The organism is Kitasatospora sp. NPDC059827 (genome assembly GCF_042731675.1).
In the GTDB taxonomy this organism is placed as follows: Bacteria; Actinomycetota; Actinomycetes; order Streptomycetales; family Streptomycetaceae; genus Kitasatospora.
Map to the genome: position 1 here is coordinate 16,572 of NZ_JBHWIV010000070.1, position 25,306 is coordinate 41,877.

25 protein-coding genes and 7 tRNA genes are annotated in these 25,306 nt (G+C 72.4%); 11 read left to right on the forward strand and 21 right to left on the reverse strand.

Annotation, left to right across the window (positions count from 1 at the left end; all coding sequences use genetic code 11):
• Nucleotides 1–56: 56 nt before the first annotated feature.
• The 10 genes from ruvA to pgsA all read right to left on the reverse strand — a co-directional run bounded on the left by ruvA (nt 57) and on the right by pgsA (nt 7,948).
• On the reverse strand, nt 57–668 hold the full coding sequence (ruvA, locus tag ACFV8H_RS31610) for a Holliday junction branch migration protein RuvA (protein ID WP_380406865.1): 612 nt from the start codon (nt 666–668) through the stop codon (nt 57–59).
• A complete protein-coding gene (gene ruvC / locus ACFV8H_RS31615) occupies nt 665–1,234 on the reverse strand; it encodes a crossover junction endodeoxyribonuclease RuvC (RefSeq protein ID WP_375890016.1) in 570 nt (189 codons plus the stop codon). The genes ruvA and ruvC overlap by 4 nt, the downstream gene beginning before the upstream one ends.
• A gap of 163 nt (nt 1,235–1,397) precedes the next feature.
• Nucleotides 1,398–2,156, reverse strand: coding sequence for a YebC/PmpR family DNA-binding transcriptional regulator (locus ACFV8H_RS31620; protein ID WP_375890018.1), 759 nt, complete (start codon nt 2,154–2,156; stop codon nt 1,398–1,400).
• Nucleotides 2,157–2,246: 90 nt separating this feature from the next.
• Nucleotides 2,247–2,864 carry a pyridoxal 5'-phosphate synthase glutaminase subunit PdxT gene (gene pdxT / locus ACFV8H_RS31625; RefSeq protein WP_375890020.1) on the reverse strand — a complete coding sequence of 206 codons (618 nt, stop codon included), beginning with the start codon at nt 2,862–2,864 and terminating at the stop codon, nt 2,247–2,249.
• 95 nt (nt 2,865–2,959) lie between these two features.
• Nucleotides 2,960–3,871: a pyridoxal 5'-phosphate synthase lyase subunit PdxS gene (gene pdxS / locus ACFV8H_RS31630; RefSeq protein ID WP_375890021.1), complete on the reverse strand. Its 912-nt coding sequence runs from the start codon at nt 3,869–3,871 to the stop codon at nt 2,960–2,962.
• Nucleotides 3,872–3,999: 128 nt separating this feature from the next.
• Nucleotides 4,000–4,545, reverse strand: a complete 546-nt coding sequence (locus ACFV8H_RS31635; protein WP_375890023.1) for a hypothetical protein — start codon at nt 4,543–4,545, stop codon at nt 4,000–4,002.
• A gap of 43 nt (nt 4,546–4,588) precedes the next feature.
• Entirely contained in the window at nt 4,589–4,969 is a 381-nt protein-coding gene (locus ACFV8H_RS31640) for a 5-carboxymethyl-2-hydroxymuconate Delta-isomerase (protein ID WP_380406868.1), read from the reverse strand.
• Nucleotides 4,970–5,090: 121 nt separating this feature from the next.
• A complete protein-coding gene (locus ACFV8H_RS31645; RefSeq protein ID WP_380406870.1) occupies nt 5,091–6,266 on the reverse strand; it encodes a glycosyltransferase family 4 protein in 1,176 nt (391 codons plus the stop codon).
• 52 nt (nt 6,267–6,318) lie between these two features.
• Complete coding sequence (locus ACFV8H_RS31650; RefSeq protein ID WP_380406872.1) at nt 6,319–7,284, reverse strand: phosphatidylinositol mannoside acyltransferase; 966 nt, start codon at nt 7,282–7,284, stop codon at nt 6,319–6,321.
• Between the two features lie 16 nt (nt 7,285–7,300).
• Nucleotides 7,301–7,948: a phosphatidylinositol phosphate synthase gene (pgsA, locus tag ACFV8H_RS31655; RefSeq protein WP_375890030.1), complete on the reverse strand. Its 648-nt coding sequence runs from the start codon at nt 7,946–7,948 to the stop codon at nt 7,301–7,303.
• 390 nt (nt 7,949–8,338) lie between these two features.
• On the opposite strand from pgsA, the gene ACFV8H_RS31660 reads away from it, so the two are divergent.
• Nucleotides 8,339–10,387 carry an elongation factor G-like protein EF-G2 gene (locus ACFV8H_RS31660; RefSeq protein WP_380406874.1) on the forward strand — a complete coding sequence of 683 codons (2,049 nt, stop codon included), beginning with the start codon at nt 8,339–8,341 and terminating at the stop codon, nt 10,385–10,387.
• Here ACFV8H_RS31660 and ACFV8H_RS31665 read toward each other — a convergent pair.
• Nucleotides 10,375–10,821, reverse strand: coding sequence for a thiol-disulfide oxidoreductase DCC family protein (locus ACFV8H_RS31665; RefSeq protein ID WP_380406876.1), 447 nt, complete (start codon nt 10,819–10,821; stop codon nt 10,375–10,377). The two genes, ACFV8H_RS31660 and ACFV8H_RS31665, sit on opposite strands and share 13 nt — an antisense overlap.
• Nucleotides 10,822–11,020: 199 nt before the next feature.
• Between ACFV8H_RS31665 and ACFV8H_RS31670 the strand changes: the two genes are divergently transcribed.
• Nucleotides 11,021–12,667, forward strand: coding sequence for a hypothetical protein (locus ACFV8H_RS31670; RefSeq protein WP_380406878.1), 1,647 nt, complete (start codon nt 11,021–11,023; stop codon nt 12,665–12,667).
• Between the two features lie 75 nt (nt 12,668–12,742).
• Here the strand turns inward: ACFV8H_RS31670 and ACFV8H_RS31675 are convergent, their stop codons facing one another.
• From ACFV8H_RS31675 to ACFV8H_RS31690, 4 genes are all read right to left on the reverse strand, one after another.
• Complete coding sequence (locus ACFV8H_RS31675; RefSeq protein WP_380406880.1) at nt 12,743–13,303, reverse strand: HIT family protein; 561 nt, start codon at nt 13,301–13,303, stop codon at nt 12,743–12,745.
• A 146-nt stretch (nt 13,304–13,449) separates the two neighbouring features.
• Entirely contained in the window at nt 13,450–15,429 is a 1,980-nt protein-coding gene (gene thrS, locus ACFV8H_RS31680) for a threonine--tRNA ligase (RefSeq protein ID WP_380406882.1), read from the reverse strand.
• A gap of 87 nt (nt 15,430–15,516) precedes the next feature.
• The gene (locus ACFV8H_RS31685) at nt 15,517–16,677 is read right to left on the reverse strand and encodes a hypothetical protein (RefSeq protein ID WP_380406884.1); all 1,161 of its coding nucleotides are present in this window, start codon (nt 16,675–16,677) and stop codon (nt 15,517–15,519) included.
• Between the two features lie 32 nt (nt 16,678–16,709).
• Nucleotides 16,710–17,264: a DUF4365 domain-containing protein gene (locus tag ACFV8H_RS31690; protein WP_360230145.1), complete on the reverse strand. Its 555-nt coding sequence runs from the start codon at nt 17,262–17,264 to the stop codon at nt 16,710–16,712.
• A gap of 145 nt (nt 17,265–17,409) precedes the next feature.
• On the opposite strand from ACFV8H_RS31690, the gene ACFV8H_RS31695 reads away from it, so the two are divergent.
• Complete coding sequence (locus ACFV8H_RS31695; protein ID WP_375890042.1) at nt 17,410–18,177, forward strand: exonuclease domain-containing protein; 768 nt, start codon at nt 17,410–17,412, stop codon at nt 18,175–18,177.
• A 78-nt stretch (nt 18,178–18,255) separates the two neighbouring features.
• On the opposite strand, the gene ACFV8H_RS31700 is transcribed toward ACFV8H_RS31695, so the two are convergent.
• Nucleotides 18,256–18,327, reverse strand: a tRNA-Val gene (locus tag ACFV8H_RS31700).
• A gap of 212 nt (nt 18,328–18,539) precedes the next feature.
• Nucleotides 18,540–18,611, reverse strand: a tRNA-Val gene (locus ACFV8H_RS31705).
• Between the two features lie 401 nt (nt 18,612–19,012).
• On the opposite strand from ACFV8H_RS31705, the gene ACFV8H_RS31710 reads away from it, so the two are divergent.
• On the forward strand, nt 19,013–19,426 hold the full coding sequence (locus ACFV8H_RS31710) for an SsgA family sporulation/cell division regulator (RefSeq protein WP_030056266.1): 414 nt from the start codon (nt 19,013–19,015) through the stop codon (nt 19,424–19,426).
• A 441-nt stretch (nt 19,427–19,867) separates the two neighbouring features.
• On the forward strand, nt 19,868–20,437 hold the full coding sequence (locus ACFV8H_RS31715; RefSeq protein ID WP_360230149.1) for a CGNR zinc finger domain-containing protein: 570 nt from the start codon (nt 19,868–19,870) through the stop codon (nt 20,435–20,437).
• Nucleotides 20,438–20,461: 24 nt separating this feature from the next.
• Here the strand turns inward: ACFV8H_RS31715 and ACFV8H_RS31720 are convergent, their stop codons facing one another.
• Nucleotides 20,462–20,944, reverse strand: coding sequence for a hypothetical protein (locus tag ACFV8H_RS31720; protein WP_380406886.1), 483 nt, complete (start codon nt 20,942–20,944; stop codon nt 20,462–20,464).
• Nucleotides 20,945–21,055: 111 nt separating this feature from the next.
• Here ACFV8H_RS31720 and ACFV8H_RS31725 point away from each other — a divergent pair, with 111 nt between their 5' ends.
• Nucleotides 21,056–21,556 (forward strand): DsbA family protein, encoded by a 501-nt coding sequence (locus ACFV8H_RS31725; RefSeq protein ID WP_380406888.1) that lies wholly within the window; start codon nt 21,056–21,058, stop codon nt 21,554–21,556.
• 40 nt (nt 21,557–21,596) lie between these two features.
• Here the strand turns inward: ACFV8H_RS31725 and ACFV8H_RS31730 are convergent, their stop codons facing one another.
• The 3 genes from ACFV8H_RS31730 to ACFV8H_RS31740 form a co-directional block, all read right to left on the reverse strand.
• The gene (locus ACFV8H_RS31730) at nt 21,597–22,442 is read right to left on the reverse strand and encodes a GNAT family N-acetyltransferase (protein ID WP_380406890.1); all 846 of its coding nucleotides are present in this window, start codon (nt 22,440–22,442) and stop codon (nt 21,597–21,599) included.
• 73 nt (nt 22,443–22,515) lie between these two features.
• Nucleotides 22,516–23,346, reverse strand: coding sequence for an aminotransferase class IV (locus ACFV8H_RS31735; protein WP_380406892.1), 831 nt, complete (start codon nt 23,344–23,346; stop codon nt 22,516–22,518).
• 25 nt (nt 23,347–23,371) lie between these two features.
• Nucleotides 23,372–24,451 (reverse strand): chorismate-binding protein, encoded by a 1,080-nt coding sequence (locus ACFV8H_RS31740; RefSeq protein ID WP_380406893.1) that lies wholly within the window; start codon nt 24,449–24,451, stop codon nt 23,372–23,374.
• A gap of 332 nt (nt 24,452–24,783) precedes the next feature.
• On the opposite strand from ACFV8H_RS31740, the gene ACFV8H_RS31745 reads away from it, so the two are divergent.
• The 5 genes from ACFV8H_RS31745 to ACFV8H_RS31765 all read left to right on the forward strand — a co-directional run bounded on the left by ACFV8H_RS31745 (nt 24,784) and on the right by ACFV8H_RS31765 (nt 25,305).
• Nucleotides 24,784–24,856 (forward strand) — tRNA-Gly (locus ACFV8H_RS31745).
• A gap of 40 nt (nt 24,857–24,896) precedes the next feature.
• Nucleotides 24,897–24,970, forward strand: a tRNA-Cys gene (locus tag ACFV8H_RS31750).
• A 34-nt stretch (nt 24,971–25,004) separates the two neighbouring features.
• Nucleotides 25,005–25,076, forward strand: a tRNA-Val gene (locus ACFV8H_RS31755).
• A 41-nt stretch (nt 25,077–25,117) separates the two neighbouring features.
• A tRNA-Val gene (locus ACFV8H_RS31760) sits at nt 25,118–25,189 on the forward strand.
• Between the two features lie 44 nt (nt 25,190–25,233).
• Nucleotides 25,234–25,305 (forward strand) — tRNA-Val (locus tag ACFV8H_RS31765).
• The last annotated feature ends 1 nt before the right edge of the window (nt 25,306 follow it).

A 25,306-nucleotide genomic window follows, 5' to 3' on the forward strand; every position in this document is an offset into this window, starting at 1 on the left:
CGGGCTCCAGGGTCTCCGGTGTCGGTGTCGACGGACGGTCAGGTCGTCGGGTGGTTTCAGCGGGCGCGGTTGAGGCCGCGCAGGGCCAGCCGCAGCAGGGCGCCGACGTCCGGCGACTGCTGGGCCTCCGCCTCCGGGGTGACGGCGGCGACCGCGTCGTCCGCCTCGCGCGGGGCGTAGCCGAGGCCGGTCAGCGCGGAGTGCAGCTGCTCGCTCCACGGCGCGGGGCCGGTGGCGATCGGCTTCTGCGCGGGCACCGCGCCGTGCGGGGCGCCCAGCTTGTCCTTGTACTCCAGCAGCAGCTTGGCCGCCTTCGCCTTGCCGATGCCCGGCACCGCGACCAGCGCCTTCTCGTCCCCGCCAGCCACCGCGGCGCGCAGCGCGTCGGGGCTGTGCACGCCCAGGATCGCCTGCGCCAGCTTGGGGCCCACGCCCGGCGCGGCCTGGAGGATCTCGAACACGGCCCGCTCGTCGTCGTCGGCGAAGCCGAACAGGGTCAGCGAGTCCTCCCGGACCACCAGCGAGGTGGCCAGCCGGGCGGGCTCACCGAGCCGCAGGCCGGCCAGGGTGTTCGGGGTGCACTGGACGGCCATGCCGACCCCACCGACCTCGACCACCGCGATGCCGGAGGCGATGGCCGCCACCGGTCCTTGCACGAAGGCGATCACCGACTACTGCCTTTCACGGAGAAGGGGCCCCGGGCGGGCCCGGAGCGGGCGGCCTCGGCTGCGGCCTGGGCCGCGGCCTGCAGCCGGTTGGTCGTCCCGCCGCGCCAGATGTGGCAGATCGCCAGCGCCAGCGCGTCGGCCGCGTCCGCGGGCTTGGGCGGCGCGTCCAGTCGCAGCAGGCGCTGCACCATGGCCGTGACCTGGGCCTTGTCGGCCCGGCCGGAGCCGGTGACGGCGGCCTTGACCTCACTGGGGGTGTGCAGGGTGACCGGGATGCCGCGCCGGGTGGCACAGAGCATCGCGACCGCGCTCGCCTGGGCCGTGCCCATCACGGTGCGGACGTTGTGCTGGGCGAAGACCCGCTCGACCGCGACCAGGTCGGGCCGGTGCTCGTCCAGCCAGCTCTCCAGCCCCTGTTCCACCAGCAGCAGCCGCTGCCCGATCTCGGCGTCGGCCGGCGTGCGCACCACGCCCACCCCGGCCATCCGCAACGGGCGGCCCGGCATGCCCTCGACCACGCCGACCCCGCACCTGGTCAGCCCCGGGTCAACACCCAGCACCCGCACGCCACGCCCCGTCCCTCGCCGATCCGCCGCTCACGGCGAGCGGCCTTCGCGAAGGCTACCGCCCGGGTCCGACAACCCCGCCGACGACACCGGCCCGGCGGTCCTGGGACCACCGGGCCGGGCCGTGAGAACGATCACTCACCGTGGCACGGACGACGCCGTGTCACTCGGAGTCGAGCTGCGCGCCGACCTCGTCGGAGATGTCGAAGTTGGCGAAGACGTTCTGCACGTCGTCGCTGTCCTCCAGCGCGTCGATCAGCTTGAAGATCTTGCGGGCGCCGTCGACGTCCAGCTCGACCTGCATGCTCGGGAGGAAGTTGGCCTCGGCCGAGTCGTAGTCGACACCGGCGTCCACCAGCGCGGTGCGCACGGCGACCATCTTGGAGGCCTCGGAGACGATCTCGAAGGACTCGCCGAGGTCGTTGATCTCCTCCGGCTCCTGGTCGAGGACGACCTCGAACAGCTTGTCCTCGTCCACGCCGTCCGCCTTGGGGACGATCACGACGCCCTTGCGGTTGAACAGGTACGACACCGAGCCCGGGTCGGCCATCGAGCCGCCGTTGCGGGTCATCGCGACGCGCACGTCGGAGGCCGCACGGTTGCGGTTGTCGGTGAGGCACTCGATCAGGACGGCGACACCGTTCGGACCGTAGCCCTCGTACATGATGGTCTGGTAGTCGGCGCCGCCGGCCTCCAGACCGCCACCGCGCTTGACGGCGCGGTTGATGTTGTCGATCGGGACCGAGTTCTTCTTCGCCTTCTGGATGGCGTCGTAGAGGGTCGGGTTACCCGCCGGGTCGGGACCGCCCGTGCGCGCCGCCACCTCGATGTTCTTGATCATCTTGGCGAAGAGCTTGCCGCGCTTGGCGTCGATCACGGCCTTCTTGTGCTTGGTGGTAGCCCACTTAGAGTGGCCGGACATCGCCAGCTCCTTTACGTCGCCAAAGGGAAATGAAACAGGAGAGATCTTACCGGTGTCGTCACGGGTAAGGCGCACACGGCTACCGGAGCCCTACCGGGCGGCGAGGTGCTCCTCGACCATCTTCACGAAGTAGGCGTGCACGCGGTGGTCGCCGGTGAGCTCCGGGTGGAACGAGGTGGCCAGCAGGTTGCCCTGGCGCACGGCCACGATCCGGCTCTCCGGACCGTCCGCACCGGGCAGCTCGGCCAGCACCTCGACGCCCGCGCCGACCGCCTCGACCCAGGGGGCGCGGATGAAGACGCCGTGCACCGGCTCCTCCTCCAGGCCCTTGAAGGCGAGGCCGGACTCGAAGGACTCGTTCTGCCGGCCGAAGGCGTTGCGGCGCACCGTCATGTCGATGCCGCCGACGCTCTCCTGGTCCTCCCGGCCGTCGAGGATCTTGTCGGCCAGCATGATCATGCCCGCGCAGGTGCCGTACACCGGCATGCCGGCCGCGACCCGCGCGCGCAGCGGGTCCATCACGCCGAACAGCAGGGCCAGCTTGGACATGGTGGTGGACTCCCCGCCGGGGATCACCAGTGCGTCGACCTCGGCCAGCTCCTCGGCGCGGCGCACCGGACGGGCCAGCGCGTCGGCCTCGGCCAGCGCCACCAGGTGCTCGCGGACGTCGCCCTGGAGGGCGAGGACGCCGATGACTGGAGTGCTCACGGTCTTCAACCTCTATCGATCGTTACTACGGAAGGACGCGGCGCGGCCCGCCGCACACCGAAGCGCTGCGGCGGGCCGGGCGAAGGGCGGAGTGACTACCAGCCGCGGTTGGCGTAGCGCTCGGTCTCCGGCAGGGTGTCGCAGTTGATGCCGACCATGGCCTCGCCCAGGTTGCGGGAGGCGTCCGCGATGATCTTCGGGTCGTCGAAGAAGGTGGTGGCCTTCACGATGGCGGCGGCACGCTTGGCCGGGTCGCCCGACTTGAAGATGCCGGAGCCGACGAAGACGCCCTCGGCGCCCAGCTGGCGCATCAGCGCGGCGTCGGCCGGGGTGGCCACGCCACCGGCGGAGAACAGCACGACCGGCAGCTTGCCGAGCTCGGCGACCTCCTTGACCAGCTCGTACGGGGCGCGCAGCTCCTTGGCGGCGGCGTACAGCTCGTTGTGGTCCAGCGCCCGCAGCTGGCCGATCTCGTTCTTGATCTGGCGCAGGTGGCGGACGGCCTCGACGACGTTGCCGGTGCCGGCCTCGCCCTTCGAGCGGATCATGGCCGCACCCTCGGCGATGCGGCGCAGGGCCTCGCCCAGGTTGGTGGCGCCGCAGACGAAGGGGGTGGTGAAGGCGAACTTGTCGGAGTGGTTGACCTCGTCGGCCGGGGTCAGCACCTCGGACTCGTCGATGTAGTCGACACCCAGCGACTGCAGGACCTGGGCCTCCACGAAGTGCCCGATGCGGGACTTGGCCATCACCGGGATGGAGACCGCCTCGATGATCTCCTCGATCATGTTCGGGTCGGACATGCGGGCCACGCCGCCGTCCTTGCGGATGTCGGCCGGAACCCGCTCCAGCGCCATGACGGCCACCGCGCCGGCGTCCTCGGCGATCTTCGCCTGCTCGGCGTTGACCACATCCATGATCACACCGCCCTTGAGCTGCTCGGCCATGCCGCGCTTGACCCGGGCGGTACCGATCTGCGGCTGGTCTGCGGTGGTGGGGGTGGTGGACACGTGAGACCTCACTCGAAGATTAACCAGTGCTATCGCCCTATGGTAGGCAGATCAGGTGGCCCAACCATGCGCCACCAAGTCCAGCCCGGACGACGGGATGCGACAAACGGGCCGTATCCGAGGACAGCCTAAGCAGGCGCTCCCTCGGGCGTAAGGGCGGGCGGCGGGGCGTCGTCCATCTCGAAGGCCATCGGGAACGGCGCCTTGCCCGCCAACCGGAAGTACCGCACCAGCCGGTGCTCCCGCACCGCCCGCGCCGCCCGCACCGCGTCGTTGTGGAACCGGCGGGCCATCGGCACCCGCCGCACCGCGGCCGTCAGATCACGAACCGCCTCGTCGCCGCCCGGCTCCGCGACCAGCGCCGCCACCTGCTCCGACTCCTCGAACACCGCCCGCAGCGCCAGGCTCAACTGACTCTCCGCCACCTCGCGGTGCTCGTCCTCGGCCTGCCGGGCCGCGTGCGCCGCGTCCAGCAGCAGCAGCGAGGCCGCCGGGTCCAGCAACGAGGACGTCGCCAGCTCCATCGCCACCGAGGCCCGCCGGACCAGCTGCGCGTCCAGCGCCGCCCGCGCGGCGTCGATCCGGGCGTGCAGCCGGTCCAGCCGGCCGGCCGTCCAACTCAGGTACATGCCGAACAGCACCACGGCCACGCCGGCCCAGATCCAGGTAGTCACGGACCGCTACGTTACCGGGTGTCACCGGCCGCCCCGCCCGCCGTCAGCCCTGCACGACGCCGCTGCGGTAGCTCTCCCGGTCGATGTCCTCGACGTTCACCGCGGTGAACAGCCGCGTCCCCGGCGCCGGCCGCACGTGCTGCGCCAGCAGCGCCAGCACGCCCTCGCTCAGCGCCGCCTTCGCCTCCGGCGTACGGCCCGGGAACACCTGGAACTCGACGTACACCTGGGCGTCCACCCCGGCGTCGCCCACCGACCCGTCGGAGCCCACCACCAGGTCCTCGCTCGGCCGGAACACCGTCTTGCAGGACCCCGGCTTGGCGTCGATCGTCTCCTCCGCCAGCCGGTTGATCGCCAGGCCCAGCGCCCGGCGCTCGAAGGCCCCGGCCAGGCTGGACGAGTAGTCGACGGAGATCTGCGGCATCGTTCCCCCAGGGGTCACAGTGGTGCGGTCGGCCCGACCCTAACCCCACCGGCACCGGGCGCCACGCAAGCCCCGGCCGTCGACCCCGGGCCGGACCGAACCGCCCGCGCCCCCGCTCCCGTCACCGGCGCGTCCTTCGGCTCGGGGCGCTGCGCTCGTCCTCCTCGACCACCGCCGCGGCCCCGGCCGTCACCGTCTCGTACACCGCCAGGATGTCCGCGCCGACCGTCGACCAGTCGAACCGCCGCACGTGCCGCGAAGCCGCCTTGCGCAGCTCCTCCAGCCGCCCCGGATCCCCCAGCAGCCGCAGCGCCGTACGGGCCAGCGCGTCCGCGTCCTCCACCGGGAACAGCTCCCCGGCGTCCCCGCCGTCCAGCACCTGCTTGAACGCGTCCAGGTCGCTGGCCAGCACCGGGGCGCCCGCCGACATCGCCTCGACCAGGATGATCCCGAAGCTCTCGCCACCCGTGTTCGGGGCCACGTACAGGTCCACGCTGCGCAGCAGCCGGGCCTTCTCCCGGTCCGAGACCATGCCCAGGAACTCCACCTGCGCGCGCACCTCGGGCGCCAGGCCGGCCACCGCCTCCTCCTCGTCGCCCTTGCCCGCGACCAGCAGCCGCACCCCCGGCCGCTCCGCCAGGATCCGCGGCAGCGCCGCCAGCAGCGTCGGCAGGCCCTTGCGCGGCTCGTTGATCCGGCCGATGAAGCCGATCGTGCCCGGCTCCCCCGCCGCCGCACCGCCCGTCCACCGCTCGTCCGCCTCGGCCCCCGCGAAGAACTCCACGTCCACCCCGTTGGGGATCACCACCGCGTCCCCGCCCAGGTGCTCCACCAGGGTCCGCCGGGCGTACTCCGACACCGCGATCCGGGCCCGCATCTTCTCCAGCCCCGGCTGCAGGATCGGCGAGGCCGCGATCATCGCCCGCGAGCGCGGGTTCGAGGTGTGGAAGGTGCCCACCATCGGCCCGGTCGCCGACCAGGCCGCCAGCATCGACAGGCTCGGCGAGGCCGGCTCGTGCACGTGCAGGATGTCGAAACGCCCCTCGCGCAGCCACCGCCGCACCCGGGCCGCCGACAGGATGCCGAAGCTCAGCCGGGCCACCGACCCGTTGTACGGCACCGCCACCGCCCGCCCCGCCGAGACCACGTACGGCGGCAGCGCCTCGTCGTCCTCGGCCGGCGCCAGCACCGACACCTCGTGCCCCAGACCGATCAGGTGCTCGGCGAGGTCCCGGATGTGGAACTGCACCCCACCGGGGACGTCCCAGTCGTACGGGCAGACGATGCCGATCTTCACGGGTTCCTCAAGCTCCTTCGGGCAGTCGTACGGGCCGGGCCGGGGACAGGCCCTAGGTGCCGGAGGCCCCGGCGGCGGGCTCCTTCGCCGCGTCGGCGCGCCCGGCCGCGGACCCGCCCCCCACCGTCTCACGGGCCGGCAGGTCGGCCGGCCAGAACTTCTGCAGCATGTGCCAGTCCTGCGGGTGCTCGCTGATGCCCTGCTGCCACACGTCCGCGATCGCCTGGGTCATCGCCAGCGTCCGCGCCTTGCGGTCGCCCTCCTCCGGGACCGGCACCTCGGGGTGGATCATCCCCCGCAGCACCGGACCGTCGTACCAGAGCGTCGCCGGCAGCAGCGCCGCGCCGGTGCGCTGGGCCAGCGCCGCCGGCCCGGCCGGCATCCGGGTCACCTCACCGAAGAAGGACACCTCGATACCGGCCTCCGAGAGGTCCCGGTCGCCCACCAGGCACACCAGCTTGCCCGCCCGCAGCCGCCGCGCCAGCGTGCCGATCACGTTCGCTCCGCCACCGGACAGCGCCAGGACCTCCATGCCCTGGCCCTCCCGGAACTCCACGAACCGGTCGAACAGCCGCTCCGGCTTCAACCGCTCCGCGACCGTCGTGAAGGGGTGGCCCAGCTGCGCTATCCAGGTGCCCGCCAAGTCCCAGTTGCCCATGTGCGGCAGCGCCACCACGACACCCCGCCCGGAGTCCAGCGCCTCCCTTATGCGCTCGTAGCCGCCCACCTGGACGTCCCGCAGGACCCGCTCCCGGCTCCACACCGGCAGCCGGAAGGACTCCATCCAGTACCGCAGGTAGGAACGCATCCCGGCCCGCGACAACCGCCGCAGCGCCGCCTCGTGCAGGCCCGGACGCACCCGGCGCAGGTTCGCCTCCAGCTGCCGCACCCGCGGCCCGCGACGACGCCAGGCGTAGTCCGCCAGCCGGTCGAACAGCCACCGCGCCACCGGCTCCGGCAGGTGCTTCAACACCGCCCAGCCCAGCGCGTACGCCCAGTACACCAGTCGGTCCTTCACCGCAGGACGCCCCCCATCAGCTCCCGGCCGCCGCTCGGTCGGCCTCGAACGCCTCACGGCGCACGGTCAGCACCCGCTGGACCACCGTCACCAGACTGCCCGCCGCCACCAGCCACAGCGCCACCGGCAGCAGCCACTCCACGTACGGCACCCCGAACACGTGCAGACCGGCCACCCCGGCCGCCACCAGGCTGATCACCAGCCGCTCGGCCCGCTCCACCAGCCCCGACACGTCGCACGGCAGGCCCTGGCTCTCCGCCCGCGCCTTCGTGTACGACACCACCAGGCCACTGGCCAGGCAGAAGATCGCCACCGCGCAGAGCAGGTTGTCGTCGCCCTTGCCCGCGTACCACATGGCCAGACCGCCGAAGATCGCCGCGTCCGCGACCCGGTCCAGCGTGGAGTCCAGGAAGGCGCCCCACTTGCTGGTCCGGCCCAGCTGGCGGGCCATGTTCCCGTCCACCAGGTCCGAGAAGATGAACAGCGTGATCGTGATGGTGCCCCAGAAGAACTCCCCGCGCGGGAAGAACACCAGCGCACCGGCCACCGAACCGGCCGTCCCGATCAGCGTCACGGCGTCCGGACTCACGCCCAGCCGGATCAGGAACGCGGCGAACGGGGTCAGAACACGTGTGAAGAAGGCACGCGCGTATTTGTTGAGCATGGCCTTCCCAGCCGCTCCGATTCTCCCGGGTACCCGCCTGGCGCAACCCGCGCGGCAGACGGCCGGACGAATGAGCCCGCCCGGCGCACCCATCGTAGCCACGCCCGGGACACGCTCCGACGCACGCACCGCCGGACGGCCCCCGGCCACAGCCCCCGCACGACACGCGCCCGACAGGACCCGACCACAGGCGTGCCGCCCGGATCATCCCGGGGCTACGACGCCGGGGCACGCACCTCGCCGCGTTGTCGTCGGTCGCCGATGCTCCGCATGGACTCCCTCCTCCGCCTTGCGATGCACGCACCCCAACGCCGCAGCCTCATCCGGCCTGATCCGGGCGGCACGCCTAAACTGCCAAGGACAGCTTCGGCGCCACGGGAGGAGACCCCGATGCCCGACCGCAGCACCGCACGAGCCGGCCAGGCACCCGCCGTCACCGGCCCCACGGACCTGCGCAACGTCGTCCTCGTCGGCTCCAGCGGTGTGGGCAAGACCACCCTCGCCGAATCCCTCGCCCTCGCCGCCGGCGCCACCGCCCGGCCCGGCCGCGTCGCCGACGGCACCACCGTCTCCGACCACGAGGACATCGAGCACCAGCAGCAGCGCTCCGTCCAGCTCTCGCTGCTCCCCCTCGAATGGAAGGGCGTCAAGATCAACCTGATCGACCCGCCCGGCCACCCCGACTTCGCCGCCGACCTGCGCGCCGCCCTGCACGCCGCCGACGCCGCCGTCTTCGTCGTCTCCGCCACCGACCCGGTCACCGCCCCCACCCGCGCCCTCTGGCGCGAGTGCGCCGCCGAGGGCATCCCGCGCGCCATCGCCGTCGCCAAACTCGACCTCGCCCGCACCGGCTTCGACGACATCCTCACCAGCTGCCACGACGCCTTCGAGCTCGGCCCGGACACCCTGCGCCCGCTCTTCCTGCCCGTCCTCCACGACGGACACCCCGACGGCAGCGTCGACCTCCTCACCGGCGACACCTACGGCGACGCCGACCCCCTCCCCGACACCGGCCCCGCCCACGACAGCCTCGTCGAAGCCATCTCCGGCCAGGACGACACCCTCATGGAGCGCTACCTCTCCGGCGACCCCCTCGACGCCGACTCCCTCGAAGCCGGGCTGCGCCGCGAAGTCCTCGACTGCACGCTCCACCCCGCCGTCCCCACCAGCGACAACGGCCTCGGCGCCGCCGAACTCCTCGACCTGATCACCCACGCCTTCCCGAACCCCACCGAACGCACCCGCCCCGCCCCCGCCTGCGACCCCGACGCCCCGCTCGCCGCCCAGGTCGTCCGCGTCACCGGCGACGCCTACGTCGGCCGGATCAGCCTGCTGCGCGTCTACGCCGGCACCCTGCGCCCCGACAGCCGGATCCACCTCGTCGGCCCCGCCCACACCGCCGACCAGAACGGCGACGAACGCGTCACCGGCCTCACCAGCCCCTTCGGCAAACTCCAGCGCCCCGTCCCGCACGCCGTCGCCGGAGACCTCGTCTGCGCCGCCAAACTCACCACCGCCCGGGCCGGCGACACCGTCCACGACCCCGGCCACCCCGTCGAACTCGACGGCTGGACCCTCCCCGAACCCCTGCTCCCGATCGCCGTCGAAGCCCACAGCAAGGCCGACGACGACAAGCTCTCCCAGGCCCTCACCCGGCTCACCGCCGAGGACCCGGCCCTACGGCTCGAACAGAACCCCGACACCCACCAGCTCGTCCTCTGGTGCACCGGCGAAGCCCACGCCGAGGTCGTCCTCGACCGGCTGCGCACCCGCCACGGCGTCCACGTCGACACCGTCGAACCCAAGGTCGCCCTGCGCGAGACCTTCGGCACCGCCGCCGCCGGCCACGGACGCCTCGTCAAACAGTCCGGCGGCCACGGCCAGTACGCCATCTGCGACCTGGAGGTCGAACCCCTCCCGGCCGGCTCCGGCTTCGAGTTCCAGGAACACGTCGTCGGCGGCGCCGTCCCCAAGCACTTCATCCCCTCCGTCGAGAAGGGCGTCCGCGCCCAGCTCGCCAAGGGCGTCGCCACCGGCTTCCCGCTCGTCGACGTCCGGGTCACCCTCACCGACGGCAAGGCGCACTCCGTCGACTCCTCCGACGCCTCCTTCCAGAACGCCGCCGCCCTCGCCCTGCGCGACGCCGCCGAACACGCCGTCATCCGGCTGCTCGAACCCGTCGCCGCCGTCAGCGTCCTGCTGCCCGACGAGTACCTCGGCGCCGTCCTCGGCGACCTCTCCGCACGCCGCGGCCGCGTCCTCGGCACCGAAACCGGCGGCCAGGGGCTGACCCTGCTGCGCGCGGAGGTCCCCGAACTCGAACTCGTCCGCTACCCGGTCGACCTGCGCTCCCTCACCCACGGCACCGCCGAGTTCTCCCGCGCCTACCTGCGCCACGAACCCATGCCCGCCGCCCTGGCCGGGCGCTACACCGACTGAGCGGGCTTCCGGTTCGGCAGCGCGCACGCCGCCGTACCCCCCGGCATCCGGTGCCGGTTCCGCGACACCCAGCGGTACACCGCACCCGCCACCGGCCGCACCGGCGCCAAGGTCAACAGCGCGCCCAGGTACGCCCACGCGCCCCCGGTGCGCAGCAGCAGCCGCGCCACCGCCTGCGCGCCCCCGTACACCCGGCCGGCCGGCGTCACCCACAGCACCTCGCGCTCGGCCCGCTCGGCCGACACCTCACCGCGGCCGCCCGCCACCGCGTCCAGCTCCGCCAGGTCCGCGAACTGGAACGGCACCGGCTCCCAGCCACCCGAGGCCAGCGTCTGCCGCAGGTACCGCTCCCCCCAGCGCACGCAGGACGAACAGAACGCGCAGTCCCCGTCGAAGACCAGCACCGGATCCTTCACCACGACAACCCCCTTCATCGCCTTCACCTCCATCCTCCTCCACCCTCACGCCGTCGGCCCGGGCGGGTATCGACCTGGCCGAAGCTGGGCATCATGCCCCTCAGGCCCCGGTGCGGCCGGAACGCACCGCTTCGTGACGGTAGTTCAGACGATCATCCGCGCAGGGGTGCCACGGCACGGTAACCTGCCGCTGACAAGGGGAGGAGCAGACGCCACCGTGGCCACACTCGACATGACCCCGGGTGCGCAGATACCCCGGACCGACACCGGCCCGCAGACGGCCGTCACCCAGGCGCTCTCCTCCGCCGCCTACCGCGACGGCGAGATCGGCAAGTTCGTCACCGACGTCACCGACGCCAAGGAGAAGAAGGGCCGCTTCGCGCTCTTCCGCCCCAACCTCGGCGAGGCCTTCAGCAAGGCCCTGGTCTCGCGCGCCCTCGGCGGCGACCGCAAGCCCCTCGTCCCCTCCTTCGGCGTCGACACCCGCCAGGTCGTCGAGCACTGCCTGGCCGCCGAGGAACTCCGGCACGCCCGCGACCGGCAGCTCAGCACCGTCACCGTCGTCACCGGCCTGCTCTTCCTCCCCGGCACCCTGATCTGGCTCGGCGCCTTCCAACTGCGCGCCTGGCTCAAGCGGGACAGCGCCCGGGGGGCCGACACCTACGGCGCCCTCGCCCTGATCGCGGTCGCCGTCCTGGCCGGCTACCTGGCGCTGTTCCCGCCGGCGGCGGGCATCCTCGGCATCTACCTGCGGATCACCATGCTCGCGCCGGTGCTCGGCTGGTACCTCGCCCGCCGGATCGTCGAACGCTCCGCCACCGACCTCCGCGCCCGCTGGCAGGCCCTGGTCGAGGGCAGCGCCGTCGCCGCCACCGTCGCCAAGGCCGTCCCCCGCGACGACCTGGACAAGAAGGCCAACGACCTGCGCGACAAGCTCGGCCGGCTGGACGCCGAGCAGGAGACCAACGTCCACCACTACGCCGGCCCCAAGGGCATCCTCGGCGCCGGCCGCCGCTGGGGCGAGTGGCGCCTGGCCGACACCCTGCACCCCGCCGAGGGCCACGCCGACTTCCGGGCCTTCCACCCCTGGGACCTGGTCCGCCGGATCTCCGCCCACCTCAAGGGCCTCGGGGTCAGCCACGTCGCCAACAGCGGCATCCCCAACGTGGCCATCAAGCAGTGGGCGGTCTTCGACATCGGCGAGGGCGCGGACGAGATCAGCCGCCCCGGCGGCGCCGACATGGACGGCGAGCGGATGCGCGACTTCGCCGTACAGAGCCTCGCCGACAAGCAGACCTTCTCCGGCGGCCCCCGGCACTACCTGGCCACCCAGTTCATCACCCACGACGGCAAGTTGATCATCACCTTCACCGTCACGGTGACCCTGCTCGCCAACGTGCTGAACATCTCGGTGGCCGGCTACGCGCTCGGCCCGGTCAAGGGCGTCTTCTTCGACAAGCCCAAGGACAAGGAGAAGTCGGTCGCCAAGACCGTGCGGTTCTGGGAGGAGCGCACCGTCAAGCTCCCCTTGATCGACAACGACGAGGTGGTCCGCCAGGCCGTCCGCGCACCGTTCCACAAGATGCCCGGCCTGCTCGGCTGGCTCGGCGGCGGCCTCGGCCTGCCCGAGCCGTTCGGACTCCGGCACTCCTGGGTCGGCACCGCCTGGAACAACCGCTCCATGGTCGACAACGCCATGAACGCCTCCGTGCCGGTGCTCAGCGCGGTGCACACCGCCACTCTGGAGTTCCTCCAGGAGCACGACCTCGACGCGGACCGCTTCTTCAAGACCCGCACCTCGATCATCAAGTCCGAGGCGCAGAGCCCCCGCCCGTACAAGGTCGACGAGTTCAGCGCCGACTGACCGGGACCGACGCGTGAAGAGGGGCCCGCCACCGAGGAGTTCGGTGGCAGGCCCCTCTTCGCGCGTCCGGCCGGCTCAGCCCTGCGGCCAGGCCTCGGCCAGCATCTTGCGGGTGTCCGCCAGCAGCTGCGGCAGCACCTTGGTGTGGCCGACCACCGGCATGAAGTTGGTGTCCCCGCCCCAGCGCGGCACCACGTGCTGGTGCAGGTGCGCCGCGATCCCGGCCCCGGCCGCCGCGCCCTGGTTCATCCCGATGTTGAACCCGTGCGCCCCCGAGGCGGCGCGCAGCGCGGTCATCGCCTTCTTGGTGAAGTCCGCCAGCTCGGCCGTCTCCGCCCCGTCCAGGTCGGTGTAGTCGGCCACGTGCCGGTACGGGACCACCATCAGGTGCCCGCCGTTGTACGGGTACAGGTTCAGCACCGCGAACACGGCACTCCCCCGGGCGATGACCAGCCCCTCCTCGTCGCTCAGCGACGGGATCGAGCAGAACGGACAACCGTCGTCCGGAGCCGGGCCGGTGGGCTTGTTCTCACCCTGGATGTACGCCATCCGATGGGGGGTCCACAGGCGGCGGAAGCCGTCCGGCTCACCGACACCCCGCTGCAGTTCCGGCTCAGTCGTCATGCTGATCAGCATATTCGCCCGGGGGTGCTTGCAAAGCCGCGCGGGGCAGACTCTTGAAGAGCCTGCCCCGCGCATCCCCGCCAGGGCGGGGCCGACGTCCACATCTGCCACGTCCGACCGATCGCGTCCGGGCCACCCCCGCTCGTGCGGGGACTACGTCACACCTGGATGCGGCGCTCCACGGCGTCCACGATCTCGGCAATCGCCTCGTCGAGCGGCACACCGTTCTTCTGCTCGCCGTTGCGGTAGCGGAAGGACACCGCGCCCGCCTCGACGTCGTCGTTGCCCGCGATCAGCATGAACGGGGTCTTGGCCCGCTGTGCGTTGCGGATCTTCTTCTGCATGCGGTCGTCCGAGGTGTCCACCTCGACACGGATCCCGCGCTTCTTCAGCTTCGCCGCGACCTCCAGCAGGTACGGCACGTGCTCGTCGGTGATCGGGATGCCGGTCACGGTGACCGGGGCCAGCCACGGCGGCATGGCGCCGGCGTAGTGCTCCAGCAGCACCGCGAAGAACCGCTCGATCGAACCGAACAGCGCACGGTGGATCATGACCGGCCGCTGACGCGAACCGTCCGCAGCGGTGTACTCCAGGTCGAAGCGCTCCGGCAGGTTGAAGTCCAGCTGGATGGTCGACATCTGCCAGGTACGGCCGATGGCGTCCCGCGCCTGCACCGAGATCTTCGGGCCGTAGAAGGCCGCGCCGCCCGGGTCCGGGACCAGCGGCAGGCCCTGCTTCTCGGCCACGCTCGCCAGGACGCGGGTGGCCTCCTCCCAGGTCTCGTCCGAACCGACGTACTTGACCGGGTCCTTGGTCGACAGCTCCAGGTAGAAGTCGGTCAGACCGTAGTCACGGAGGAGGTTGAGCACGAAGGTCAGCGTGGAGTCGAGCTCCTCCGCCATCTGCTCGCGGGTGCAGTAGATGTGGGCGTCGTCCTGCGTGAAGCCGCGGGCCCGGGTCAGGCCGTGCACCACACCCGACTTCTCGTAGCGGTACACCGTCCCGAACTCGAAGAGGCGCAGCGGCAGTTCACGGTACGAGCGGCCGCGCGCGTCGAAGATCAGGTTGTGCATCGGGCAGTTCATCGGCTTGAGGTAGTAGTCCACGCCCTCGTCGAGCTGCATGGGCGGGTACATACCGTCCGCGTACCAGTCGAGGTGGCCGCTCTTCTCGAAGAGCTTCCCCTTGGTGGCGTGCGGGGTGTAGACGAACTCGTAGCCCTCTTCCTCGTGCCGCTTGCGCGAGTAGTCCTCCATCGCGCGGCGGATGATGCCGCCCTTGGGGTGGAAGACGGCGAGGCCGGAGCCGATCTCCTCGGGGATGGAGAAGAGGTCGAGCTCGTTGCCGAGCTTGCGGTGGTCGCGCTTCTCGGCCTCGACGAGGAAGTCGAGGTGGGCCTTGAGCTCGTCCTTGGTCGGCCAGGCGGTCCCGTAGATGCGCTGCAGCATGGGGTTGCGCTCGCTGCCGCGCCAGTACGCGGCGGCGTTGCGCATCAGCTTGAACGCCGGGATGTGCCGGGTGCTGGGCAGGTGCGGGCCGCGGCAGAGGTCGCCCCAGCACTGCTCGCCGCTCTTGGCGTCCAGGTTGTCGTAGATGGTGAGCTCGCCGGCGCCGACCTCGACGTCGGCGCCCTCGCCGGCGGTGGCGGCGGAGCCCTTGAGGCCGATCAGCTCCAGCTTGTACGGCTCGGCGGCCAGCTCCTCGGCGGCGGCCTCGTCGGTGACCACGCGGCGGGAGAACCTCTGCCCGCGCTTGATGATCTCCTGCATCCGCTTCTCGATGGCCTTGAGGTCATCGGGGTGGAAGGGCTTCTCGACGTCGAAGTCGTAGTAGAAGCCGTCCTTGACCGGCGGGCCGATGCCGAGCTTGGCCTCGGGGTAGAGCTGCTGCACGGCCTGGGCCATGACGTGGGCGGTGGAGTGGCGCAGGATGTCCAGGCCGTCCTTGCTGCCGATCGCGACCGGCTCGACCTCGTCGCCGTCCTGGACGGCGTACGCGAGGTCCTTGAGCTGGCCGCCGACGCGGGCGGCGATGATCGAGCGGTCGTCGGCGAAGAGCTCGGCGGCCGTAGTGCCCGTGGTCACCACGCGCTCTTCCCGATCGGGTTCGCGGTTGATGATTACCCGGACGTCCGTCACCGGTCTCTCCTGACGTGCTGGATTCAGAGGACGCAACACTGCGCTGCGCGTGACGATGGTACCGAGAGCACCAGCCGCACCGCGCACTCAGGACCTCTCCCCTCTCTCCTGGAGCCCCTTGAGCAGCCGCTCGCGGTCGTCGTCCGCCCAACCGCACAGCTCCAGGCCGTGCGGGCGGGTCAGCCGGCGGAAGCCGTCGCGGCGTTCCAGGCGGCCGGAGACCCGGACCGGGACGCCGGTGAGGTGGGCCTCGGCGGCGAGCCGGTAGTCGGGGTCGGGCAGTCCGACCTTGAGTTCGCGGACCTCGGCGCCGCCGAGCACCCGGAGCCGTATCGAGCCCGGTCCGGCGGGGTCGGCGCGCTTGAGGCGGACGACCACGCCGACGACGGTGACGTCGACGGCGGGTTCGATCCGCTCCAGCAGTTCGGCGGCCTCGGCGAGGGCGGGCAGGTCCCCGGGGGAGAAGTCGAGCTCGATCCGGCGGTCGCCGAATCCGCCCGGGGTGCCGGCGGCGGGCGACCAGGCGACGGTGAGCCGGGCGGCGGTCGCGCCGCGGACGAGGTCCTCGACGGACCGGACGAGTTCCCGGCTGACCCCGGAGCGGACGGCGTTCTCGAAGGCCTCGGGCCCGCCGCTGACCCGGCGGTAGTCGACCGCGTCGCGCAGCGCCTCCAGCGCGCGGACCAGGGTGGTGACGGCGGTGCGGCCCTCGGGGGCGGGGGTGTAGGCGGTGAGGGCGGCGCCCTGGTCGACGGCGCCCTGTTCGACCAGGAGGACGCGGTCCAGGAACTCCCCGGCGAGGCCGTCCAACCGGGCACCGAAGTAGCCGGCGGTGGTCCGGCCGGCCTTGGCCCCGGCGGCGAGCATCGAGCGCGCGGCCCGCTGGAGCCGTTCGGCGTCGTCCCAGGGGGTGGCGTCGGCGGGGCCGGGCAGTTCGCGGCGCCAGTTGAGTTCGTCGCCGGGGACGACGAGGGCGAGGAGGATCGAGCGGGCGGAGGGGGTGCGGGAGCGGGAGAGCGCGGTGACGGCGTCGGTGAGGAGGTCGACGGCGTCGTCGAAGCCGTCGGCGGTGGGGAGGAGGAGGCTGGTGCCGGGTTCGCCGTCCGGCGGGGTCCAGCGGCCGTACCGGGCGGCGGGGCCGCCGCGCCGGACCCAGCCGTGCCGGGCGAGCAGGGTGGCGAGCACCGCGGGGTCGACCGTGGCCGGGTCGGGCAGGGCCCGGCCCTCCGGTCCGTTCGGCAGGGTCATGGGCGTGCTTCCTCGCTGCCGGGGCCGGGCGGTCACGGGCTGCCGCCCGCGCCGACCCGGGCCATGATGTCGCAGAGCGCGCGGTCGTCGAAGACCTTGTCGGTGGGCACCCGGACGTTGGTGCGCCGCTTCCCGGTGACGGGGTGGCCGGCCAGGTTGACCCAGTAGCAGCAGTGCCGCAGTTCGAGGGCGTCCGGGCGGGCCCGGAGCCAGTGGTCGACCCGGCGCGGCAGCAGCATCACGACCAGGATCCGCGGGACGGCGACCCGGGCGCGGGCGAGCTTGCGCAGGTGGTCGTTGTCCAGGGTGAAGCTGAAGAACGGCCCGGCCGGACCGGGCGCGATCTGCTGGGTCGCCTTGAGCTGGATCTTGATGGTGACCTCGTCGTCCACGTCGTGCTCCCGGGAGCCGTGGCTGACCTGCCAGTCGATGCCGTTGTCCGGGAACGGCTGGGAGAGCGAGCAGCCGGCCGCCGCGGCGACCGCGTGCAGGTAGCCGACCTGCAGCGTCTCCATGCAGGCGGTGACCGCGAGGTTCCCCCTGAGTGTGGTCGCCGCGCCGTCGGGCTGCGGCTGTGTCAGTGCCATCGCCCCGTGGCCTCCCCCGGCTCCGGGCCCGTCCGGGCCGAGCGGCCCAGTGGCAGGATCCCCGGTCGGAGCTGGGCCAAACGGGTTGAGCGACCGTCAGAACCGGGTATCACCAGGGCGCGGAACGCACGCCTGAGGGGCAGTCATGCAGCAGCACTGGTACACCGGCCCGCTCGCTTCCTTCGACACCGAGACGACCGGCGTGGACGTGGAGTCCGACCGCATCGTCTCCGCCGCCCTGGTCGTCCAACTCACCCCGGGCGCACCGGCGCAGACCACCACCTGGCTCGCCGATCCGGGTGTCCCGATCCCGGACGGGGCGCGGGCGGTGCACGGCATCACCGACGATCAGGTCCGCACGTACGGGCGCCCGGCCCGCACGGTGGTGGCCGAGGTCACCCGCGCGCTGGCGGCCCAGGCGCGGGCCGGCCGCCCGGTGGTGGTGATGAACGCCCCCTACGACCTGACCCTGCTGGACCGGGAGTTGCGGCGCCACCACGGCCTGCCGTTGAGCACCGGGCTGGACGGGGCGGGGCTGGTGGTGCTGGATCCGCGGGTGCTGGACAAGCACGTGGACCGCTACCGCAAGGGCCGGCGGACGCTGACCGACCTGTGCGCCCACTACGGGGTGGACCTCGCCGGGGCGCACGACGCGGCGGCGGACGCGACGGCGGCCCTGTCGTTGATCCGGCGAATAGGCGCCCGCTATCCGGCGGCGCTCGGCGGGCTGACGGCGGCGGAGCTGCACCTGCGGCAGGCGGTCTGGCACGCGGCGCAGGCCCGGGGGCTGCAGGCCTGGTTCGACCGCTCGGGAACGCCGGAGCGGGTGGACCTGTCGTGGCCGCTGCGGCCGGCCCGGTGCGTCTGCGGTCGTCGGCTGGAGCCGGAGCACGGGTGCCGGGCGGCGGCATAGCCCTTCACCGGCACGACGGCCCGGAACGCGCCGCAGGCCCCGACCGGTTTCCTGGTCAGGGCCTGCGTGCTGTCCGGGTGGGCGATACTGGGATCGAACCAGTGACCCCTTCGGTGTGAACGAAGTGCTCTCCCGCTGAGCTAATCGCCCGGGCAACGAGAAGAACTCTAGCACCATTCGGGGGCGGTCGTACAACTCGCTCTTCCGGGGTACGGCCGACGCATCCACAGAACTCGCGCCCCGCACGGAAGATGACTGGCCCTCAGCCGGATTCGATACCGGCTCTTCGGATGGATTTCCGGAAATACATGTGAGGCCCAGCCGATAATCGACTGGGCCTCACATATCACAATGCATTCCGGTGGGCGATACTGGGATCGAACCAGTGACCCCTTCGGTGTGAACGAAGTGCTCTCCCGCTGAGCTAATCGCCCGGGTGCAGGGAAAACATTACCGCATCCAGGAGGGTGCTCCGAACACCCCGCCCGCCGGCGACCCCGCCCCGGCGCCCGGGGCCGGGGCCTCCCCGCCGCCCGTCCCGTCCCTCCCGCCCGCGCGCACGACTCGTCGGGCCCGGTCGCACCACCCGCTCCCCTGTTCCCGGCCCGCCCGGCACTCCGACGGACCGCCCGCACGCCGATCCGGAATCCGACCGAGAAGAACCGCCGGTAATGCCCCGGGCGGGTACTCCGGGGCGATTCCGCAATGCGCCGTAAGGGGTACGACTCGCGCCCGAATCGGGACAGAGGGGTTTACATCGGTCTTGGGGGTGGGATGGTCCGTTCGCCGACGTGCGATTCCCCGAGCGCACACTGAGCGAAAGGCCATGGCGCTTATGAACACCACGGTCAGCTGCGAGCTGCACCTGCGCCTCATCGTGTCCAGCGAGTCATCACTGCCCGTCCCCGCGGGCCTGCGCTACGACACCGCCGACCCCTACGCCGTGCACGCCACGTTCCACACGGGCGCCGACGAGACCGTGGAGTGGGTGTTCGCCCGAGATCTCCTCGCGGAGGGGCTGCACCGACCCACCGGTACCGGCGACGTCCGGGTGTGGCCGTCGCGCAGCCACGGGCAAGGGGTGGTCTGCATCGCCCTGAGCTCTCCGGAAGGAGAAGCCCTGCTGGAAGCCCCGGCCCGCGCGCTTGAGTCGTTCCTCAAGCGGACGGACGCCGCGGTGCCCCCCGGCACCGAACACCGTCACTTCGACCTCGACCGGGAGCTGTCCCACATCCTCGCCGAAAGCTGACCCCGACCGGAGGCGGTCCAGCCCCGCTGTCGGCGGGGCCGTACTTCCTGCCGTCATCGCTGCCGTCCTACTCGGGGGCACGGCAGCGGACTCAGCCGCGCACCACGCGGTCTCGGGGCCGGTGAAACGGCCCGCTCCCACCGGAGCGGGGCCACAGCACCGCAGGCGCCCGGCATCGGAGCCGGCCATCCGTCACGGGTGGCCGGCCTCGCTGCCGGGCGCCACCGTCGTTTCCGGGGGCCGCGGCGGCTCCTCCCGGGCCACGGGGCGAGGGGCTCGGCAGGGCCGCCGACACCCGGGCCGCGCCCAGACCGGGACACTCCGCCGGAATCCGTACAGGCCTTCGAACGAAGGCGCCGCCCTTATGCCGCAAGGGCCGGTATGGTCTGGGGTAACCGTGGACGCGGGGTACCGGAGTCCCCCTGCGCGAGGAGTCCCAACGTGCTGATCACCCATGACACCGAGTGCGCGCTGAGCATCCTCGTGGATCTGCTCAACACCGCGCCCGAGGTGTGCGGCGACGAGCGACTGCCGGACGTCGCCGCGCTGGACGCCTTCGTGGGCCGCCAGGAGATCAGCGAGATCGACTCGCTGACCGAGGATGACCTGCGCCAGGTGCAGGAGCTGCGCACCCGGCTGCGCGAGGTGTTCTGGACGGAGTCCACCGAAGCGGCCGCCGAGCTGGTCAACGCGATCGTCGCGGCCGCCGGGACGACGCCCCGGCTGGTCAACCACGACCACCACGACTGGCACATCCACTACTTCGCCCCGCACGCCGCGCTCGGGCCCCACCTCGCGGCGGAACTCGGCATGGCGCTGGCCTTCATCCTCATGGCGGGCGAGCGGGAGCGGCTGCGCCGCTGCGAGGCGCCGGACTGCGCGCGGGTCTTCGTGGACCTCTCCCGAAACCGCTCCCGGCGCTACTGCGACAGCCGCACCTGCGGGAACCGGCTGCACGTCGCCGCCTACCGGGCGCGCCAGCGGTCGGCGGAGGCCGTCGCCCCCGCCTGACCGGCGCCGCACCTCCCGCCCGGCTCAGATGCCGCGCTTGCGGAGGATCTCCTCGATGTCGGCGAAGTCGCCGAGGCCGTCGTCCCGCTTACCCGCCTGCGGCTTGCCGGACGCCTTGGGGTCCTTCGACGTCTTGGGCGCCTGGGGCGCCCGGGCCACCGCCGGGCGCTCCGGAGCCGCTCCGGCCGCGGCCGGACGCTCCGCGGAGGACTCCACCTCACCGCGGCGGCCCGGCCGGCGGCTGGCGAACAGCAACGCGGCGGAGACCCCGAGCAGCACCAGGCCCGTCCACACCCGGGGGTCGAAGACCAGCCTGGTTGCCCAGTCGGCGAACTCCCGGCCGATCGTGCTCGCCAGCGGGAACAGTCCGGTCAGGTAGAGCCCGGCGGGCAGCAGGGCGACCGCGAACCAGCGGGTCGCCGAGCGGAAGCGCCGCCGCCGGGCCCGCAGGCCCGCGACGGCCACGCCGCCGGCCGTGAGGAGGAAACTGATCGCCGCGGTCAGCACGGGTGCGCCCCTTCGCTTCCGGTGGTCCTGGACATCGGTGCCTCCCTCTCGGTCCGCCCTCGGGCGCACCGCCGGGCGGGGGCGGGCACCCACTAGTGGAACACTGGGGGAATGATCGATGGTTCCCTCCCCCGCCTCGAGTTCTGGTGCGACCTCCAGTGCCCGGACTGCCGCACCGCCCTGGACGACGTACGGGCGCTGCGCGCGCAGTACGGCGACGCGCTCTCCGTCGAGCTGCGGCACTTCCCGCTGGAGAAGCACAAGCACGCCTACGCCGCGGCGGAGGCGGCCGAGGAGGCGTTCGCCCAGGGGCTGGGGTGGCCGTTCGTGGAGGCGCTGCTGGCCCGGGTCGAGGAGTTGGACGCCCGGGGGCAGAAGCTGCTGCTGGAGGTGGCCCGGGAGGTCGGGGTGGACGCCGAGGAGGTCGACACCGCGCTGGTCGACGGCCGACACATGCTGATCGTGGACTCCGACCAGGCCGAGGGCAAGGCGATCGGGGTCACCGGGACGCCGACGTACGTGATCGGCCGCGAGCGGTTGGACGGCGGGAAGAGCCAGGACGGGCTGCGCGAGCGGATCGTCGCGGCCATCGAAGCGGCGAAGGCCTCCTGACGCACCTGACGCCCCGTCGGGCTGACGTTGCGTCAACCGCTCACAGCGGCTTGCCGTAACAGCGGTTGACGACCCGGTAGCCGAGCGAGGCGTAGAGCCGGAGGGCGGCCCGGTTGCCGGAGAAGACGTTCAGGCCGAGTTCGCGCACTCCGGCGGCCAGGCACTCCCGCTCGGCGAGCAGCATCAGGGTGCGGCCGTGGCCCCGGCCGCGGTGGGCCCGGTCCACCTCGACCACCATGACCCAGGCGAGCGGGGTGCCGTCCGGCAGGTCGCGCAGGTGGAGGTTCACCCAGAGCGAGCCGAGCGGCTCGGGGGCGCCGCCCGGGCCGTGGAGGCGGCGCAAGGCGACGCCGGGGGTCTCGACCCCCTGCTGGAGGACGTTGCGGTGGTCCAGGCGCGACTTGGCGCGGGCCTGCGCCTCGGTGAGGCCGGAGTCCCGCAGGGACTGGACGTACTCCCGCGCGGCCCGGTCGATCCAGGCGGGGAACTCGGCGGCGTCGATCGGGCGGGCGGTGACACCGGCGGGCAGCGGCGGGGCGGTGGCCAGGCTCTTGCCCAGGTTCCGCATCCGCTCGGTGTAGCCGAGGGCGGCGACGAGCCCCCGGGCGATCGGGGCGGACTCGGGGACGACGACGTCGACCCGGGTGCAGCCCCAGGCGCGCAGCACCTCCTCCGCGGCCAGGGCGCCGAAGGTGCCGCGGCCCCGACCGCGGCCCTCCGTGATCTCCAACTCCGCTATCTCACCCCAGAGTTCACTGTCGTGACGGGCTGAGCTGGTGCGCAGGGCGCCGACCTGGTGGCCGTTCGCGAGGATCCGCCAGCGTCTGGTGCGGCCGCCGGCCGTGGTGGGTGTCTCCGGGCCCTCGGGGCGCAGCGTGGTGGTCATGTGGTGGTCCCTTCCCCTCGCCGGGAAGGTTATCCGCGCTGCCCGGGGCGTCTGCCCGGCCGTTTCCCCGGGGTCAGGGGTCGAGGTCGTCGCCGCTGCGCTCGGCGAAGACGGCCATGGCCTTGGCGGTGACCGGGCCGGTGCCGGGCAGTCGGCGGTCGTCGACGCGGGTGACGGCCTGGACGTCGCGGGTGGTGGAGGTCAGGAAGATCTCCTCGGCCTCCTCGAGGGCGCCGAGCGGGAGGTCGGCCTCCTCGGCGCCGCACCAGTCGATGACCAGCTGCCGGGTGATCCCGGCCAGGCAGCCGGAGGCGAGGGGCGGGGTGAGCAGGCGGCCGCCGAGGACCACGAAGACGTTGGAGCCGGTGCCCTCGCAGAGTCGGCCCGCGGTGTTGGCGAGCAGGGCCTCGGAGGCGCCGGTGCGGTGGGCGGCCGCGAGGGCGACCACGTTCTCGGCGTACGAGGTGGTCTTGAGGCCGGCGACGGCGCTGTGCTCGTTTCGGCGCCAGGGGACGACGGCGACGGCGGTCTCGTCGGGGCGGGGGCCGATGGCGTTGAAGCCGACCACCAGGGTGGGGCCGGTGGTGCCGCGCTCCGAGCTGAGGGGGGCGTCGCCGCCGGTGTAGGTGACGCGCAGGCGGCCGAGCGGGGCCGGGTTGGCGGCGAGGACCTGGGCGCAGGCCTCGCGGACCACGGCGTGGTCCGGGTCGGGCAGGCCGAGGCCGCGGGCGGAGCGGGTGAGCCGGTCGAGGTGGCGGGTGACCGCGAAGGCCCGGCCGTCGACGGACTTCATGGTCTCGAAGACGCCGTCGCCGGTGGTGAGGCCGTGGTCGAGCACCGAGACGGCGGCGTGGGCGGAGTCGACCAGGGTTCCGTTGACCCAGCTCGTGGTGCGGGTGTTCATCGAGGGCTGCTCCTAGACACGGTTCCTAGACACGGTGCGGCTCGGGGGCGGTGTCGATGCCGGGCTCGCTGCCCGACGCTATCGCGACGAGTCGGGCGGCCTTGAGCTCGGTTTCCGCCCACTCGCGTTCGGGGTCGGAGCCCCAGGTGATGCCGGCGCCGGTGCCGAAGCGCAGGACCGGTACCCGCGGGTCCTGCCGGTCGAGCCAGAAGGTGCGGATGCCGACGGCGAGTTCGCCCTCGCCGCGGTCGGCGTCGACCCAGCCGACCGCGCCGCAGTAGGGGCCGCGGGGGGCGGTCTCCAGGGCGTCGATGATCCGCAGGGCACTGGACTTGGGGGCGCCGGTGACCGAGCCGGGCGGGAAGGTCGCGTCGAGCAGTTCGGGCCAGCCGGCGCCGTCGCGCAGGGTGCCCTCGACGGTGGAGACCAGGTGGACCAGGCCGGGGTGCTTCTCGACGACGCAGAGGTCGGGCACGGTGACGGTACCGGTCCCGCAGACCCGGCCGAGGTCGTTGCGGACCAGGTCGACGATCATCACGTTCTCGGCGTGGTCCTTGTCGAGGAGGTCGCCCTCGGTGCGGCCGGTGCCCTTGATCGGGCCGGACGAGACGGTGCGCCCGGTGCGGTGCAGGTAGAGCTCCGGGGAGGCGGTGGCGATCTCGACGCCGTGGTCGGGCAGTAGGACGGTCCCGGCGTAGGGGGCGGGGTTGCCGCGGGCGAGGAGGCCGGTGAGGGCGTCGATGTCGCTGCGGTCGGGGTCGGGCAGCGGCGCGGAGAGCACCCGGCAGAGGTTGGCCTGGTAGACCTCGCCGGCGGCTATGTGCGCGCGGATGCGGCGTACGCCCGCGGTGTAGGCGGCGCGGTCCAGGGAGCTGCGCCAGCTGCCGGCGTCCGGGCCGTGCCAGCCCGCGCCGGAGGGCGGGGCGGGCGCAGGGCGGACCTCGTCGAAGCGGGCGCAGGTCAGCCGGCCCTCGAAGTCGTAGGCGACGGCCCAGTAGCCGGAGGAGTCGAGCGCGGCCGGGTCCGAGGTGACGTCGCGCAGTCCGGTGGCCAGGCGGCCGCCGAAGCGGGCGAGCGGGGTGCGGGGGTCGGGATGGCCGGACACGGTTCTCCTGCGCGGTGGTGCTGGGGGTGGCGGTGCTTGAAGTGTAGGTCGGGGGCGTGCCCCGGGTCTGGCCCGAGCCCTCCGCGCCCCCCGCGTACGAGCAGCTGAGTGCGTAGCGCCGGTGTGCGCCGGGTGGCCTGCGGATGATCGTCCGGGAGCGCCGCAGGTGGTGGCCGGTGACCGGCCGGAGGGGCTGACGGAACGGCACTCCGTCGGCATCCCCTCGGCACGCTGCGGGAACGGATTTTTAGCTGGCCCGGGAATCCGCTAGAGTTCAACACGTCGCCAGGGAGCGCAGCCGAGGAAAAGCGGTGAAGGTCCCGGGGAGACAGGCGGACGTAGCTCAGTTGGTAGAGCATCACCTTGCCAAGGTGAGGGTCGCGAGTTCGAATCTCGTCGTCCGCTCGATGGAGAACAGTGTAAGGTCGTTCTTCATGTGTTGCCTGGTGGAGTGGCCGAGAGGCGAGGCAACGGCCTGCAAAGCCGTGTACACGGGTTCAAATCCCGTCTCCACCTCCAAGGGGTTCTCCCGGTTCGACCGGGAGACCTCCCCGCGCGATTAGCTCAGCGGGAGAGCACTACCTTGACACGGTAGGGGTCACTGGTTCAATCCCAGTATCGCGCACGTCGGACCTCACGAGGTCCGCTGCACAACCGCCTCACCAGGCGCGATTAGCTCAGCGGGAGAGCACTACCTTGACACGGTAGGGGTCACTGGTTCAATCCCAGTATCGCGCACAGTAACGAGCCCATCGGGGCTCGCTGCACAACCGCCACACCAGGCGCGATTAGCTCAGCGGGAGAGCACTACCTTGACACGGTAGGGGTCACTGGTTCAATCCCAGTATCGCGCAC

What these genes read in the sequence shown, in the direction of transcription:
- ACFV8H_RS31620 (WP_375890018.1), bottom strand. Translation starts at nt 2,156, where the DNA reads ATGTCCGGCCACTCTAAGTGGGCTACCACCAAGCACAAGAAGGCCGTG.
- ACFV8H_RS31640 (WP_380406868.1), bottom strand. Translation starts at nt 4,969, where the DNA reads ATGCCGCAGATCTCCGTCGACTACTCGTCCAGCCTGGCCGGGGCCTTC.
- pgsA (WP_375890030.1), bottom strand. Translation starts at nt 7,948, where the DNA reads ATGCTCAACAAATACGCGCGTGCCTTCTTCACACGTGTTCTGACCCCG.
- ACFV8H_RS31660 (WP_380406874.1), top strand. Translation starts at nt 8,339, where the DNA reads ATGCCCGACCGCAGCACCGCACGAGCCGGCCAGGCACCCGCCGTCACC.
- ACFV8H_RS31665 (WP_380406876.1), bottom strand. Translation starts at nt 10,821, where the DNA reads ATGAAGGGGGTTGTCGTGGTGAAGGATCCGGTGCTGGTCTTCGACGGG.
- ACFV8H_RS31675 (WP_380406880.1), bottom strand. Translation starts at nt 13,303, where the DNA reads ATGCTGATCAGCATGACGACTGAGCCGGAACTGCAGCGGGGTGTCGGT.
- ACFV8H_RS31685 (WP_380406884.1), bottom strand. Translation starts at nt 16,677, where the DNA reads ATGACCCTGCCGAACGGACCGGAGGGCCGGGCCCTGCCCGACCCGGCC.
- ACFV8H_RS31690 (WP_360230145.1), bottom strand. Translation starts at nt 17,264, where the DNA reads ATGGCACTGACACAGCCGCAGCCCGACGGCGCGGCGACCACACTCAGG.
- ACFV8H_RS31695 (WP_375890042.1), top strand. Translation starts at nt 17,410, where the DNA reads ATGCAGCAGCACTGGTACACCGGCCCGCTCGCTTCCTTCGACACCGAG.
- ACFV8H_RS31710 (WP_030056266.1), top strand. Translation starts at nt 19,013, where the DNA reads ATGAACACCACGGTCAGCTGCGAGCTGCACCTGCGCCTCATCGTGTCC.
- ACFV8H_RS31725 (WP_380406888.1), top strand. Translation starts at nt 21,056, where the DNA reads ATGATCGATGGTTCCCTCCCCCGCCTCGAGTTCTGGTGCGACCTCCAG.
- ACFV8H_RS31730 (WP_380406890.1), bottom strand. Translation starts at nt 22,442, where the DNA reads ATGACCACCACGCTGCGCCCCGAGGGCCCGGAGACACCCACCACGGCC.
- ACFV8H_RS31735 (WP_380406892.1), bottom strand. Translation starts at nt 23,346, where the DNA reads ATGAACACCCGCACCACGAGCTGGGTCAACGGAACCCTGGTCGACTCC.